This window comes from Bacteroides salyersiae, from assembly GCF_031172035.1.
Taxonomy (GTDB): domain Bacteria; phylum Bacteroidota; class Bacteroidia; order Bacteroidales; family Bacteroidaceae; genus Bacteroides; species Bacteroides salyersiae.
Genome location: NZ_CP133452.1, coordinates 1,399,709 through 1,415,850, shown reverse-complemented (window position 1 = coordinate 1,415,850; position 16,142 = coordinate 1,399,709). Strand labels below are relative to the sequence as shown.

The following is a 16,142-nucleotide window of genomic DNA, read 5'->3' as shown; positions in this document are numbered from 1 at the left end:
TTAATTAGGGAGATATTATAATTCAATGGTTTCCTGAAGTTTAATATCTTCAGACGAGCTTCCTATCAGGAACACATATTTACCCTCAGGAGTCACGAACTGCCGGGTTTTCTCATCCCAATAGCGCAGTTCCTTTTTCGGTACGGAAATGGTTACGTCTGCGGACTTCCCTTTCTTTATATGTACTCTGGAGAAACCTCTCAACTGTTTCAGAGGCATATAAGTACCTGTCTCCGGATACTGAACATATACCTGAGCCACTTCATCACCATCGTATTTACCGGCATTGGATACCTTGAATGTAATATCGATCGTATCATTGGCTATTGAAACATTCTTCTTCTTGTAGTTGAACTTCGTATAGCTCAACCCGTAACCAAACTCATATAAAGGCTTACCCTTGAAATACTGATAAGTTCTGTTTTGTACCGAGTAATTATCGAAAGAAGGAAGCTCGTCCAATGAGTTATAATAAGTCAACGGAAGGCGGCCGCCCGGATTGTAATCGCCAAACAATACCTCTGCAATAGCTGTTCCACCCTGTTCGCCGGGATACCAGGCATTCAATATGGCCGGAACATTTTCATCGATCCAGTTAATGGCCAAAGAGCTTCCGGCAACCAACACGACCACCGTATTCGGATTTACCTTGTAGAGCTCACGGATAAACTCCTGCTGATCGGTAGGTAACTCCAAAGAGTAACGATCCTGCCCTTCTCTCTCGATCGATTTATTGATACCCAAAACGGCAACGGTTACATCACACTCTTTGGCAGCCTTACCGGCATCGCCAAACAATGCCAAACGATCTACCTGATCGGTAGTAGGTACCTTCCAATAAAGACGCGCAAAACAATCTCCGCCGCCATCAAAATACTCCACCTGCAAGTTATATTCTCTGCCGGCTTCCAACTTCACTATTACATTATCCATCTGGGCACTTCGTTCTGTCCACGAGTCAATCAGTTTCTTTCCATCCAGAAACAGACGGCAACCGTCGTCCGTTTTCAGTCCCAATGTGTATTCTCCCGAAACGGCCGGTTTAAGAACACCTGTCCAGCGAATGGACATGGGTGCCTGCGGCTGGAACGGATCAGGACGGTTGGCGGGATCATAAATCAACTCTTCCTCCGTACGAACCGACGGTGTACCTTCCAACTTGCTATTTGTGAAATACTCTGCTTTCAAGCCGTTCGGGAAGTAGTTCTTGCTAATCGGATCAAAATCCGAACCCGTAGATACCCAAGGGGCATATACAACTTCCACATTCGCTTTTTCAGCATACTTCCTGATACCATCGAGCACAGAAACGGGAGCGTTCTTCGGAATGCCGCTATAATCTCCAAATTCACAGTGACCGGCATTGATACCCACCACAGCAATGGACTTTACTTTCTTTAAATTTAAAGGCAAGAAGTTTTTCTGATTTTTCAGAAGAACCATACTTTGCCGTGCAGTTTCCAATGCCAGTTCCTGATGCTTCTTACAACCGATAACAGAGGGCTCTATCTGATTATAGGGATTCTGAGAAGGATCGTCAAAAAGCCCCAGGAGCATTCTGCCCCGCAAAACCCGGTAAGCGGCAGAATCGATATCGGCTTTGCTTACCATCGATTCGTTATAGGCTTTCAATAACGGAGCCGTATATACACGGTCACCGCACTCCAAATCGAGTCCGGCTTTAATAGCTAATGTCGCAGCTGCGTCCAGATCTCTCACATATTTATGTTTAGTCACCATCCACTCGGGGGCGCTGCAATCTGAAACAATATAACCGTTAAAGCCCCAGTCTCCACGCAATACATTCTTTATCAGGTAGGTATTGACTGTACAGGGAACCCCGTTCACCGCATTGTAGGCCATCATGATGGACTGCGCCTTTGCATCGACGATACAACGTTCGAAAGAAGGCAGGTAGAACTCTCGTAAGTCCCGTTCGGACATTCGTGCATTACAGCTCGAACGGTTGTGCTCCTCATTATTGGCAGCAAAGTGTTTAGGAGTAGAAACCGTTTTCAAATAACGGGGATGATCGCCTTGCAAGCCCTTGACAAACTCGCAGCCGATCACTCCGGTCAGAAACGGATCTTCTCCGTAAGTCTCCGGAGTTCTGCCCCAACGCGGGTCACGGGCCATATTTACAGTAGGCGACCAGAAAGTCAGCAAGTCACTGGCACCGGCTATTTGTTTCTTACCATAATCCAGCTCTTTCCAACGTCCCCGCGCCTCATCCGAAATGGCGGAAGAGACCTCAAAAATCAGCCCGGGATTCCAAGTTGCCGCCAACCCGATAGCTTGAGGAAATACCGTAAACTCACCCGGGCGGACAATACCGTGCAAAGCTTCGTTTCCATGATAATATTTATCAATATTCAAGCGGGGAATCTCTCTTGCATCATTCACCAGCAAAGAGATTTTTTCCTCTATCGTCAATCTGGAGAGCAAATCTAAAAGACGTTCATGCTGAGGAGCATTCATGTCGCGGAACAGCTCGCCACCGTTCTGTGCCTGCCCTGTCAACGGCAATGCCAACAGAGATAACGAGCATCCGATTAATTTAAGAATCTTCATCATGTAAGTTTGTAGTTTAAATATTTAAAAGTTTAAAGGGTTATCGTGTTAAATGTTTTGGGAGCCAGTTTTACATTGGCCACATGTCCTTTGCAGGCTATCCTGATATTCCGTTCTTCCGTATCTTTATTGGCGCAAAGAATAACTACCTGTCCATCCGGATTTTTAAATGCCAATACATTATTTCCTTTCGATACATTCAGCCGATGAGCGCCTTTCTTCACGAAATGGCTCAAATGCTTCATCACATAAAACTCCGGTGTATAAATGACCTGTTTCGTCTGTGAGTCGATACGTATCATCGCATTTTGTCTCCATCCCCAAGAACTGGCACCATCATCCTGCAAAACCATATTCCAGTACATATAAGAGTTCACACCTCCGTTCAAATAGGTATTCAGCAAGTCAAATGTATGTTCTGCCGCTCCCCAGTCAAAAGTACCGCCGCCACACTCGTTTTCTGTCTGCATCAGTTTCATATCAGGGTATTTTTGATGAACATCAGCCACAATATCTTTTCCTTCCCACTGCAATCCGATGCCACGGATATATTGGGCGGCATCAGTATCTTCCATCACACAAGCCAAATCTGCCATCTTATTGCAGTTAAAAGTACCGAACCATAAATCGACATTCGGATGCTTCTCGCTAAATGCCGGTCCTAAATATTTCCCGATAAAATTGGCCATCGACTTCGGAAGCCAACTGCAATTGGGCCATTGATGCTTTGTATAGGGTTCATTCTGAAAATACAATAACGAAACGTCAATGCCATTCTGTTTATACGCATCAATGAATTTGGATAAATAAAGCGCATAAGCAGTCAGATATTCGGGCTCTTGTATAAGATGATCACCGGCCACTTCATTTCCTTCTCTGAAATCGTTGTGCTCACCGGGAGCAGTCGCATAATGTTTGGTGGCTTTCATCCAGACAGGAGGACTCCAGGGTGAAGCCCATAACTTGAGATTCGGATTGATGGCTAATGCGGCTTTTATATAGGGTATCACCCCACCCTTATCGCGCTCTATACTGAAATTCTTCATTTCAAAATCTCCCGGAGTTTCATTATAACTATACCAGTCACGGGCATAATCATTCGCGCCGACCGGTAAACGGCAGAATGTAAAATGCACACCATCCGGGCCAAACAAAGCATTTAATACCGTATCACGCTGCCCTTCGGATAATAAAGACAAAGCATCCCATCCCAATTCATTAAAGCATCCGCCAAAACCGTCAATCACCTGTTCTTCCGTATCCGAAACAATAATGTCGGCATCCACGTCTGTCTGCCTCTGGACCTGCACGGGCGACCTCTGCCACTGAGCCTGCTCGGATGTACTATAAATTTCCGCTTCTTGAATATCAGGTGATTTACAGCCCTGAATTGCTAAAAGTGATAATAATAAAAATTTAAATCTCATAGGTATATAGTTTAGTAGTTGTGTTTATGTTCCATTACATTAAGTGAGGGAGGTACATCATCGGCACTCGCTCCCCATTCCGTATTACATTGATTACCCATTACAAATTCGAGTTTTCCTCCGTTTTCTATATCTTCATGACGAAACCAGGGCTTTGACCATACTTTACCATTCAGCTTAGCCGACTGAATATATTTATTATCAACCGAACAATTACGGGCAATAATTTCCAAGACCTTTCCATTGCTTAACTTCATTTTTACGGAAGAGAAGAAAGGACTTCCGATATGATATACCGGCAAGCCCGGTGTAACCGGATAAAAGCCCATCATTGAGAAAACGACAAAGGAAGAAAGACCGCCACCGTCTTCATCTCCGGGAACTCCCATCAAATCATTCCGAAACCACTGATGAACCAGCGAACGGATCCGTTGCTGGGTTTTCCAAGGGGTCTGTGCATAATTGTACAGATAAGGAATGTGTAGAGAAGGCTCGTTAGCCATAGAAAATTGCCCCACATTTCCTGTGTGATCAGGGAGTTGGGCGTAAAATTCGTACTTCGGTTTCCCCAACCATTCACTGAAGGTGGCATCCAGGTTTTTAACAAAAGCCGAAGCTCCTCCCATCATATTTACCAAATCGCCGAAGTTATGCTGAACGTCCCACCGATAAATCCAACCGTTGTTTTCTCCATAATATTCACGTGCACCGAGTCCCCCGGAAAAACGATAATCAAAAGGCTCTAAAAAACGGCCATCCTTATCCTTGGGGTGGAAGAAAGAGGTTTGGGGATTAAACAAATTACGATAGTTGTAAGAACAGGACACATAATGATCCGCTTCCTTCTCCAATCCGAGAGCAGAAGCGATACGCGACAGACACCACTGGTCATAAGCTGTCCCTAACGTTACAGCGACCGATTGCCTTTTCTCAAAAGAGTTCACTTCAGGCACCGTTTCCTGTTCTCCCGATGCCAATGACGGGATATATCCTTTCTCTTTATAAAAACGGTCTATCCATCCGGCCTTTGCACTCGACCAGGGAGCCAGCGTCTTTTCTTCAATAGCAGCCTTCGTATAGGTATAGGCCTTCTGTAAATCAAAATCACGTACTCCTTTATACCAGGCATCCGCTATGACAGAGACTCCATGATTGCAATTCATCCGGCGCGAATCTCCCGTCACTTCCGGAAAATTAGGAAACCAATGGTCCGAACTGAACTCGGACATCCTCAGAAATGAACGGATGATATCCGTATGTTTTTTCCGGTCGGTCAATATTCGTAAAGGATGGGCCGCCCGATAACTATCCCAAATCCAGTCGTCCGTATAGTAAGCATAACCACCGTCTTCATGTATCCGATTATCGTATACACAGAAATAGCGGCCTTCTTCACTGATGTTTACCGGACGTTCCAGGCAACGGTACAGAGAAGTATAGAAAACGAAACGGTCATTTTCCGTTCCACCGGAAACACTGATTTTTCCAAGTTCTTCGTTCCAGATTTTGCGTCCTGCCGACGTTACCTTTTTCAGATCAAAGTCTTTGATCTCTCTTCGTAAGTTCCTTTTCGCTTGCTCCACACTGATATACGAAACTCCATAACGGACATTCAACGAAAGCGGAGCGGCATTCCAGCCGACCACCACGCAGGTATTATCCCCTTTTGCCTTGCGTTTTCCTTCCTCCCATTTATCAGATTGGAGAGTACCCGTCTTCATCGGCTCCGTATCCGTCTCCATATAGATATATACCCGCAGGTTATTCCACATATTCTGATAACCGGAAATCACGTTACCGCTAACCTCCAATTCACCATTTCCGGCATTTAATATGAGATAAGGAGTTTTATCTTCCTTATAATCAAAATGATAAATTGCCGATTGGTGCGAAGGTGCAAACTCTACATGTAACTGCTGATTGCATAAATCCACCTGATAGTGATAAGGTTTGGTCACCTCGTTATCATACTCAAAATTGATTACCCGGGACAATCCGGATGCATCCCCCTGAAAAGGCGACAGGTTAAAAGCAAAAGAACCGCGATGGCTGATCTGTATCAATGGGAGCCCATGAATTTTATCCGAAGTATAATCACCACGCTGCGGATAAACTCTTAACATACTGTTGGGCAGATGTACGATCGGATAGGTAGGAACCAGCAAATGACTGATATTCCCCATATATGGATTCACATAATCGACCGGAGCTTTCGCCGAAGCAGCTTCCAGTTTTGTGATACCCGTCGTTCCTGCAACCAACAATAAAATAAGTATTTTCCGAATTATAGTATTTACCATAAGTATTACGTCTGTAAAAAAATGCTACCTTAATAAAAACAGGTCCCATGGAACGATTGGTTGTACATCTCTATCCATGAGACCTGTATTCAAAAAATCACTGAAAACAATACCTTTTTACCTTACGAATTGATCAAAGGTTCTTTCTTTGTCATCGTTTCTTCTATATCGTGCCAAACGTCATAATCGGCATCGCCATTACTACCGTCACATCCGTCTTTCAACAGACGATACCGGTAATGTAAATAGAACCTTTGAATTCTATCCAAATTGGTCTTCGTCTCTACATATAAATTGCTTTCACTGCTATCTACCATTTCAACCTGCATGGTACCCACCGAAGTTATTGTCAAAGTCGCATCCTCATTCACTGTTATACGTATCGCATATTTCTGAATATCCTCTTTCGTCAATTTAGAAACATCATACGTATTCATACCGGCAAAACAACGAATCGAATTCTTTGTCAAGGGAACAACCGGACGTGTCAATGAGAACGAACTATACCGGTCGATATCTTCTCCATTTTCCTTATAGAATATATCCATACCTACCGTCGAGTAAGTAGTTGAAGGCGATTGAAGAGCATAATCATTTTTCAGCAAAACGCGGTATAGAACCGTACGTTTATCCGGATTAATTTCATAAGCCGATACACTTTTAATTCGAAGAGGAATCAGATAAATAGAATCGGGAGACAAACCTTCCGGACGTACATGTACCGGAATAGTACCATAATTATCTTCACTCTCCGCTTTTAATACGGTGGTCATATCAGGTATATCGTACCGCTGTGGGTCGAGTGCGTGGGCAAACTTCGACTCATCAATATCAAAATTCAATCGGTTATACTCTGCCAGCGCTTCATTATCCGGTTCCAGTTCCACCAATACATCCGTATCTATATGCTTGGTTCCTCCACATCCGATACTTATATATCCGGTGGACTCTTGCTTATTCAGATCATGGTTCACTGAAAAAACCAGGTTATCATCGCTTAAGACATTTATCACTTTCTTGTACAATTCCTTATCAAACTGTGCATCTTCATTACAAGCTGTCATGCAAAAAGTTACAGCAGCTGCCAATAATATACGACTTGTTTTCATGTTCTTTTCCTTAAATACATAGGTTTATATTAATCATCCCATCCCGGATTCTGATCCAACTTAGGAGCTTTTCTCACTTCATTCCGGGGAATAGGCAAAAACACTGTTTTTTTATCAACCACCCGGTTACGATAGTCCGCATGATTGACAACTGTACGCTGGAAAAATTCGTTTTCAAGTCCGTCTATATTCATACCCTCGATAGGTTTGCTTTCTTCCTCTTCATAAATACCCCAACGGCGAATATCATAGAAACGACGTCCTTCACCTAAAAACTCAACCATACGTTCTGTCACGATCTGTGCATCCATATCCTCCTCAGTTGCATAATCCTGTGCCCGTAATCCCGGCAAGCCTGCTCTATAGCGAATCATATTGAACGCTGTGATCATATCCTGCAAATTACCGGCTCTCGAGAGTTCATAAGTTTCGCCACTCTCCATGGTTACCGTATGCGTAGAATTTAAATGATTGATGGCTTCCGCATAAGACAAAAGAATTTCAGCGTAACGAATAATCGGAAAGGCTTTGGCTACACGAGCAGAGCCGTTACCATTATACCAATTGTCTGAAGGATGAATATATTTCTTCAATACATATCCGGTTACAGCATAATTTCTATCCTTATGGTCTCCGGTAGCCATATTCTTTCCTGCATTACCATTCATATAATAATTCACCGTCAAATTGAAAGAACCGCTATTACTACAAGAAGTTCCCGGCCAATAACAACCACTAAATCCTACACAAGCATAGAATCGCATCTCACGATTACTGTACATATTATAAGTACCTCTATTTAAGCGATAACCAGAGAATGTCTGAACCCTTGTCGTATTACCTTCTTCCGAATATTCATCGGGAGCAGCTTCCTGAATTGTTTTTCCGTTACGCGTCTTATAAGCATCCACTAATTTCTGTGTCAGGCACATACCGCTATATCCTCCCATAACTGCTGGGAAAGATTGACGGGTATACTCTGCCACTTCTCCTGAATTACGCGCCCAGATCAATTCTTTATTTTGTGTCGAATAAGTTTCTCCATTAAACATATCCGTATAAGATTTCAAAGGGTCGATTCCTCCGGCGCCATTCGGAAAAGTTTCCGTAGGAACACCTTCCGGCAACTCAGGGGTAACATATGCGCCGGAACTTGAGGCTCCTACCGTATGCAATGTATAGCGTTGTCCGCCATCCATATCCATTACACGCTTGGCAGCAGCAGCTGCCAATGCCCATTTTCTTTCATCATAGGTTTGGGATACATATTGTACTCCATCCGTACCACGTTTCCAGTTTCCAAAATAGCGATAAGCTGCCGTTCCTCCATTAAATGCCGGACTAGCCGCCTGTAAACGTACGCGGGCTATAATTGCGTAAGCTGCCCCCTTTGAAGGACGGCCATAATTTACGACAGAAACATCCGCTGGAATGTATTTAGCAGCTATTTCCAGTTCGGAACAAATGTATTCCACTGTCTCATCATACGTGGCACGAGCCCGATCATAATACTCCGCCTCTTCATTCGTTTCCAGAACCTCATCACCCAAGAGTACTGCCGGACCATAATTCATCAGAATATAATAATAAGCATACCCACGAAGAAAATGAGTGTAACCCAATAACTCCTGTTTTTGCAAAGGCGTAATATTCGTACATTCGTCCATTCTGTTCAAAATAAGATTCGCTTTACGAATTACCTTATAACAGGTACTCCATACTCCTAATCCCTGAGTATTGGCAGCAGAAACAAGTCCTAAAGTCAATGCTTTTCCATGGAACAAGTCATAGCCCATCAACGTAAATATATCATCGGCAGCCGTAATACCGGGAGTTTCGTCATTTCCAAATATCTTACTCTCATCCGGCAACTCTCCTGCCGTTCCCCATAAATATTTCTCCAAATTTACCCGGTTGGCAAATACCGAGTCATATTTCAATGTATCATCAAAATATTTGTCAACACTCAAAAAATCGCATGAGCTCATTAATCCCAATACCAAACATGGGATTAACCAAACACTCTTATTTATGAATTTCATACTCATTCTATTTTAAATCAAAAAACAATTCTTAAAAATTCACATACATCTGGAAAGCAAAACGCTGTGGAATCGGATAAGCTCCACCATTGTGATCGGCCTGCTCTGCATCCCACAATTTCATCGGGCTCCAGATACACAGGTCAGATGCAACAAACTGTAAATCAAGAGAACGTACTCCCAAATATTTCAGTAATCTACCAGCCGGTAAATTATAGTTAACACTAATTTCCTGCAATCTCAGATAGCGTGCATTTTGATACCAGAATGACGAGAACTGAGTATTATTCTCATTCTTACCATAGCTAAGACGTGGGAATCTTGCATTCGGATTCTCTGTCGAAGGATCACCGGAATAAGATGCCGGAGTCCAACGGTTACTTTGGTCAGCAACAATCTTCAGCACATTACCGGTTTTTCCACCATAAAACGGTATATACCCTTCACCATTCTTTCCTTTATCCCAATATCCGTTGTCATCTACAAAATAGTAGTCTGTCTTTCCAGTTCCTTTAAACAAGACCCCTAAAGTCAAATTCTTATACCGGAATTCTCCACCAAAACCATACATCAGACGCGGATAGTTCGGATAAGATAAAGGCACTTTGTCATCATCATTAATCACACCATCCCCATTTACATCTTTATATTTGATATCTCCCGGCAAATAATCTCCGAACGTCTGCTTCGGACTGGCGGCTATGTCCGCTTCGTCACGGAAAAGCCCCAAAGCAATATATCCACGGAATGCATTGTTTACATAACCTGAATAGTTTTGATAATCATACTTTTGTACAGCCTGTTCCCAATTTTTCACTTCATTGGCCGAATAAGTAAAGTTTCCGCGCAATGTAAACGACATATTTTTATTGATATTCTGAGTAAATGAAATATTACCGTCTGAACCATAACTTACCATCTTTCCGACATTACCGAAAGGCATTTTCTGTAAACCAGCATAGTCAGGGATTTGTTGACGTTCCTGATAGATACCGTCACGTTTATCATAGAAAACATCTACTACAAAATTTAAACGTTCTCCAAACAGTTTACCTTCAATACCAATATCCGTTTTCTTGGCAATTTCCCATTTCAAGTTATCAGCGCCTATCGTCTCTTCTGTGATATATCCGTTGGTACTTCCCCAACCACCACCATCACCAGTTTTCAATAGCGTCAGATAAGGGAAACGAGTATTTGTCAAACGGTCGTTACCTACCGTACCGTATGATCCACGGATTTTCAAAAAGTCCAACCATGGCAATTTCTCCCGTACCCAATCATATCCGGTAGGAACCCATCCCACAGCTACTGCCGGAAAAAATCCGAAACGATCTCCCTTTGCAAAGTTGGCCGAACCGGTATAGCCAAAATTCAAATCCAAAAAATAAGTATCACGCAATCCGTAAGTGATTCGTCCTGACAGACCCTGATAACGGATAGGAATAGCATACATGCTCCTTAAACTTTCATCTTTATCATCAATATCCTTATTCATCTTCTGCTCACTACTCATATAGTAGTACAACAGCCCACTCAGGCGGTGTTGTTCGGCAAAAGTCCTTTCATAATTCAACATCGATTCGAAATGTACTTTATAATATTGCTCGTCTTCATGAGTGTACTTCACCGGTTCGCTGTCTAACTTCTTATATAGTCCCAATTCTCCGGTATAACGACGGCGATCTGCGTAATACATCTCGGGACGCACATAACGTTTCTCCTTCAAGTTCAACTCCGTATCATAAGCTATCTGTGCCCGGGCACTCAAACCTTTAGTAACCATAGAAAGATCTTGCTTCAACTCTACAGTCGATTTTCCACGGAAATGACGTGTATTACTCATACCGGTGTAATTCAGCATGACATAAGGTGAATAAGCATTATCTGCTCCATAAGCCGGTAATTGTCCGGTAGAATAAACTCTTGGAATAGTCAACGGTGTCAAATTGCGCTGTGTGGCCCATAAAGCATCCGTATCGGCATTACCGGGCTCTGCCTTTTCTGAAATAAAACCATCGGACCCAAAGTAAACCGTAGTTGTTTTAGTCAGATTAATATCTAAATTGACGCGATAATTGTAGGTGCGATATCCGACTTTTGTGGAATACTTAGAAGATTTTTCCTGTTTGTAGGCAGAAGATTCATTAGACATGCCCAAACTCAGATAATAACGTGCAAGGCTACCACCGCCTTTTGCATTTATATAATAAGTCTGCTGCAAAGCATTACGATTCAAAACCTCTTTCTGCCAGTTTACATTCGGATACAAGTCCGGGTCTAACTGATATTTGATCAAGTCCAATTCCATGTCTGAATACAAAGGCGTGTTTCCTCTGACTCTAAGAGCCTCATTCGCCAATTTTGCATAATCATAAGCCTCCAGATATTCGGGCATATTTACCATATGAGAAATAGTCCAATTGGCGCGGGCTGTAATCTGCAATTTATCTGCCGTACCTCTCTTAGTAGTTACCAAAACAACACCGTTTGCACCACGAACACCATACACTGCTGTTGCAGACGCATCTTTCAATACCGAAAAACTCTCGATATCCGAGGGATCTATCTCGCTCAAATTACCCTCCAAACCGTCAATCAACACCAAAGCACTGCTGTTGGCACCGAAAGTACCGATACCGCGAATCCAAAACTCTGAGATATTTTTTCCGGGTTCACCACTACGCTGAAGTGAAATAACACCCGGAATACGTCCACCCAACATATTGTTGATATTCGTTGCCGGAGTTTGTATGTCTGCTATATCGACATTGGTGATAGCACCTACAACGCTCACTTTACGCTGCGTACCCATACCTACAATAACCGTTTCTTCAAGTACTTGCGAATCCTGTTTCAATTTAATAGAAATATTACTCTCCGATTTCGTCACCAAATACTCTTCCTGCTTATATCCCAAAAATGAAACAACAATCACATCATTTTTCTGAGCTTTCAAAGAAAATTTACCGTCAATATCCGTGACAGCTCCCACTCCCGGAGAATTCTTAATAAAAACACTGGCTCCAGGAACCGGCATATCCAAATCATCAAACACTTGTCCGGACACTGTAAATGTACTTTTTTGTTGTGCAAACACAGCAACACAGCCACACAACAAGAACAATAAAAATATATATTTCTTCATACTGTATTATCTTAAAAGTCTCAATTATCATTCAATAGCAAGTCGGCGTACACACTGATTTTCACTATCACCAATATAGATAGTTCCATCGGTATCTAATGCTACACCAAAAGGTTTGTCAAACAATGCTTCTTCCGGAGTTCCATCCATAAATCCCGATTGACCGGCAAGTCCGATTACCGTACTGACAATTCCATCTTGTGAAATCTTTCTGATCACATGATTATTCGTATCGGCCAAATACAACTCATTATCCGCACTTACTATCATCTGACGAGGTTCGTTAAACATAGCATACTCACAAGGGCCATCTGCATATCCCGAACGATTCGTCATACCGGCATACAATTTATGTTCACCTGTTTTTAGATTGTATGTATAGATACAATGAGAGTTAGTATATGCCAAATATAAAATATGTTCTTCCCCTTTAATCGGACTAAATACTATATAAGAGTCGCTCTCGGCCATCAATTTCGTCTGTGTTGAAACAGCCATTGTATATCCCGTTGACGGATCAAACCGTAATAATGTGCCATCCTTTGCGCGTGTATACATAAATCCATCATATTTGCACATTGCAAATGAGTGTTTAAATTTAATATCAAAATCATCACTGGAGGGATCTTTACGCAAAGATGATTTACGGGGGATCCACATGTTCTCTGACGAAAGTACCCAATACTCCATTCCTGCATCTGACGGAATATACACCGTTTGTCCATCATCGGCTATACAAGGCTGATTGAGCGGTGCACCGGTATTGGGGATAAGAATCTGACTCTTATCTTCCAATTCATTTACCAGCATCACTTTGTTGTTATCATAATAACTATCCAATTCCCGGCAACAAACAAATATATTATGGTCAGTATCAATTGCCAAATAAGTAACCTTCGGGAATTGAGTTTCGGCAAGATTTCCCACTTGCGCTCCGGGAGTTCCTTTCATACCGCAAAGCGTAGTTACCGTAGTTTGAATATGATAAGTAAAATGTTCGTCAAACGCCACTTTATTATCACCTACAGAAACTGTAATAGTACAGTCTTCGCCCGGTTTACGCGGGGTAATTACATACATTTTTTCGCCGGTACTTCGAACTACAGCTGCTTTTGTGTCATTAAAATACACATTGATTTTACTCACATCCGTACCGAAATTTTCCCCACTAAAGACCATTTTAGTAGCAATACCACCTTCTTTCGGATAAAAATCCGTCAACACAATCGGCTTGTTGGGATCGTGTTCATTCTTTTGGCTTTCATCATCTTTACAAGAAGAGAATCCTGCAATAAGGAAGCCCATCAACAAAGATGTGAAAATTCTAAATCTGTTACTCTTTTTCATAATATAGTTATTTAATTCCATGAATCTCATTTTTTATACAAATGGTAAATTTCGGCCTGATGCTTAGGTAGATTGTAAGAAAGCTTGCCCTCTTGAATCTGTACGTTATTTCCCGACCAACACTCTATACCACCGGAAACTTTCTCCGGAGTGATCCCAAGATCCTGAAGAGTCAGTTCACCACTCTTCACACCTTCGTCATAATTAAAATAAGCAATGTAATAAGCGTCTTCCGTTTCTAAAGTAAACAGGTCGACCGAGCGGTTAGAACCGAATACTTTATGACCATAAGCCGGTCTGAACGTTTTACCAAGATTGACAACTGCATTGATCCGGTCGTTAACAGCGAATTTCTTCACCTTTTCCTGTGACACCTCTGTTCCGATATAATTTCCTTTAGTCGATAAGTTATCGCCAATCATGAAATAACCCGTCACAGCTCCACTTGTGATACGAGACATATTTTCCGCTTCGCTCCGGTCTCCCATCACAAGATGGTCAGGATCATTATAAGCATATACGCGATCCAGCCACCATCCGAAAGACAAACTGTTCATCATGTAATTGGTGTGCCACATTTCTCCCCAGGCATCACAGCTGATACGACGGGCATTCGCATACTGATAAGGGAAAAGGGGAGCGATCGATTCGACAATAAACATTTCGTCTCCACAGCGTTCACGCAGATATTTCATCCCGTAGTTAAAGGCTTGGGTACCTGTTGTTATATCCTTATTATACCATTTGTCTGCCTCAACCATACCGGCAGTAAGAAAATCCAGTTTGAGATATTTAAAACCGGCTGCTTTAAATTTATCAATGAAATAATTAATTCTCGACAGTGTAGCCGGGGCTGTAGGGTCCATACAGCCGGCACCATATAATTTCCGTTTCTGACCGTTCACCTTTAAGTGTGATTGGCTGTATTTATAGCCATTATTCCCTTCAATATCACGTTCATTGTCCGGAAACCAGTCATTGAACGGAGTCCAGTAAATACCCGGCACCTGCCCATTGGCAATACAATGCCGAGCAAAATCTTCCAGTTGCTCCCAATTCAAGTTATCCCAATAAGAATCCAAACCGACAAAAACAACTCCGCTTGCGCCAAAACCGCCTTTCCCCTGCAAATACTCTTTCACAAAATCAGAAGCGGAAAGCACTCCTTCATAATTCACATGCGTACTCATACCCCCCCAGCTATTCCAACCGAACGGAGTTCCCTTGGTCCACTCCCGTTTAGGAACAACGGCTGCATTCGCTTCTCCAAACGTTTCCATACCCAGCCTCCAATCATCAAAGAAACCCACAAACATTCTGGATGACTTCACCGTTGTGCTTTTTATAGAACCGTGCACCTTATCATCACGTGTAGCAGAATGGCTGGCACCGCTATAACATTCCAATTTAGTGATACTCCGGTTATCACGGGATCCTACCATACGTATAGCCGACTTCCAGGTATCATGCTCTACGGAACCAATCACAAGACCATTCTGGCTACCACCGTTAAAGATGGAAGTCACTTCGAATGAAATCGTATCGCGAGCCAACGGTCCGGAAGCGTGTATGGCGCTTGCCGATTTTGATTGCGACAACGGTAACGAACCGTAAGTTATAAAACCATCATTATCAAAAGGGACAAACAATAGACGATTGTCAGTATCCTGAGGTAAGAATTGATTGGTTGCCGTCGTATAAATCGGAGAGATATAATTGGTTACCAACACCTTTCCATCCACAGAAGTAAGATAAACTTCCGTCAGAAAAAAATCTTTGGAAGAATAAAGATAAAAAATCTGTTCGATGGTAGGAGCACCCTCTTTCTTATACTGTATCGTACATTTTTGAGCCGGACCGAACTCATCGGTAATCTCATCCTTTGTAAACTTCACATCTGTATATTCGGAACTATTATAGTAATTCGAAGAATTATTGAACCGAACAAACACATCGCTCAAAATGAGCTCTCCATTCTTCAACAAATCAATTTGCTTTGTCTCGTCTTTAAAACGAACCGTCCACTCACCGGCAGAAAATTCACGGCTATCGGCACAAGCACTTTCCAAGAATAAGATCTGAATGAACAATAAGCAAAGCGAATACTTAAATATACAATTTCGTCTCTTCATTTTATTAAATTTAAAAATTAACAGATGCATTACTTTGTTAGCCAAAAGTAGCCGATTCGTATATCT

The 16,142-nt window shown here is 42.3% G+C and carries 8 protein-coding genes; all 8 read right to left on the bottom strand.

Annotated features, from left to right (window positions below):
- Positions 1-15: 15 nt before the first annotated feature.
- Positions 16-2,574, bottom strand: coding sequence for a glycoside hydrolase family 3 protein (locus RB604_RS05235; protein WP_007479264.1), 2,559 nt, complete (start codon positions 2,572-2,574; stop codon positions 16-18).
- 29 nt (positions 2,575-2,603) lie between these two features.
- Positions 2,604-3,998: a glycoside hydrolase family 30 protein gene (locus RB604_RS05230; RefSeq protein ID WP_007479265.1), complete on the bottom strand. Its 1,395-nt coding sequence runs from the start codon at positions 3,996-3,998 to the stop codon at positions 2,604-2,606.
- An 11-nt stretch (positions 3,999-4,009) separates the two neighbouring features.
- A complete protein-coding gene (locus RB604_RS05225) occupies positions 4,010-6,298 on the bottom strand; it encodes a GH92 family glycosyl hydrolase (RefSeq protein WP_007479266.1) in 2,289 nt (762 codons plus the stop codon).
- Positions 6,299-6,420: 122 nt separating this feature from the next.
- Positions 6,421-7,407 (bottom strand): BT_3044 domain-containing protein, encoded by a 987-nt coding sequence (locus RB604_RS05220; RefSeq protein WP_005927401.1) that lies wholly within the window; start codon positions 7,405-7,407, stop codon positions 6,421-6,423.
- Between the two features lie 29 nt (positions 7,408-7,436).
- A complete protein-coding gene (locus RB604_RS05215) occupies positions 7,437-9,449 on the bottom strand; it encodes a RagB/SusD family nutrient uptake outer membrane protein (RefSeq protein ID WP_007479270.1) in 2,013 nt (670 codons plus the stop codon).
- A 31-nt stretch (positions 9,450-9,480) separates the two neighbouring features.
- Positions 9,481-12,597, bottom strand: a complete 3,117-nt coding sequence (locus tag RB604_RS05210; RefSeq protein WP_005927407.1) for a SusC/RagA family TonB-linked outer membrane protein — start codon at positions 12,595-12,597, stop codon at positions 9,481-9,483.
- Positions 12,598-12,624: 27 nt separating this feature from the next.
- On the bottom strand, positions 12,625-13,944 hold the full coding sequence (locus RB604_RS05205) for an IPT/TIG domain-containing protein (protein WP_025819013.1): 1,320 nt from the start codon (positions 13,942-13,944) through the stop codon (positions 12,625-12,627).
- 26 nt (positions 13,945-13,970) lie between these two features.
- Positions 13,971-16,076, bottom strand: a complete 2,106-nt coding sequence (locus RB604_RS05200) for an alpha-amylase family protein (protein WP_229103535.1) — start codon at positions 16,074-16,076, stop codon at positions 13,971-13,973.
- Positions 16,077-16,142: the final 66 nt, after the last annotated feature.

What these genes read in the sequence shown, in the direction of transcription:
- RB604_RS05200 (WP_229103535.1), bottom strand. Translation starts at nt 16,076, where the DNA reads ATGAAGAGACGAAATTGTATATTTAAGTATTCGCTTTGCTTATTGTTC.
- RB604_RS05215 (WP_007479270.1), bottom strand. Translation starts at nt 9,449, where the DNA reads ATGAAATTCATAAATAAGAGTGTTTGGTTAATCCCATGTTTGGTATTG.
- RB604_RS05235 (WP_007479264.1), bottom strand. Translation starts at nt 2,574, where the DNA reads ATGATGAAGATTCTTAAATTAATCGGATGCTCGTTATCTCTGTTGGCA.
- RB604_RS05205 (WP_025819013.1), bottom strand. Translation starts at nt 13,944, where the DNA reads ATGAAAAAGAGTAACAGATTTAGAATTTTCACATCTTTGTTGATGGGC.
- RB604_RS05220 (WP_005927401.1), bottom strand. Translation starts at nt 7,407, where the DNA reads ATGAAAACAAGTCGTATATTATTGGCAGCTGCTGTAACTTTTTGCATG.
- RB604_RS05230 (WP_007479265.1), bottom strand. Translation starts at nt 3,998, where the DNA reads ATGAGATTTAAATTTTTATTATTATCACTTTTAGCAATTCAGGGCTGT.
- RB604_RS05225 (WP_007479266.1), bottom strand. Translation starts at nt 6,298, where the DNA reads ATGGTAAATACTATAATTCGGAAAATACTTATTTTATTGTTGGTTGCA.
- RB604_RS05210 (WP_005927407.1), bottom strand. Translation starts at nt 12,597, where the DNA reads ATGAAGAAATATATATTTTTATTGTTCTTGTTGTGTGGCTGTGTTGCT.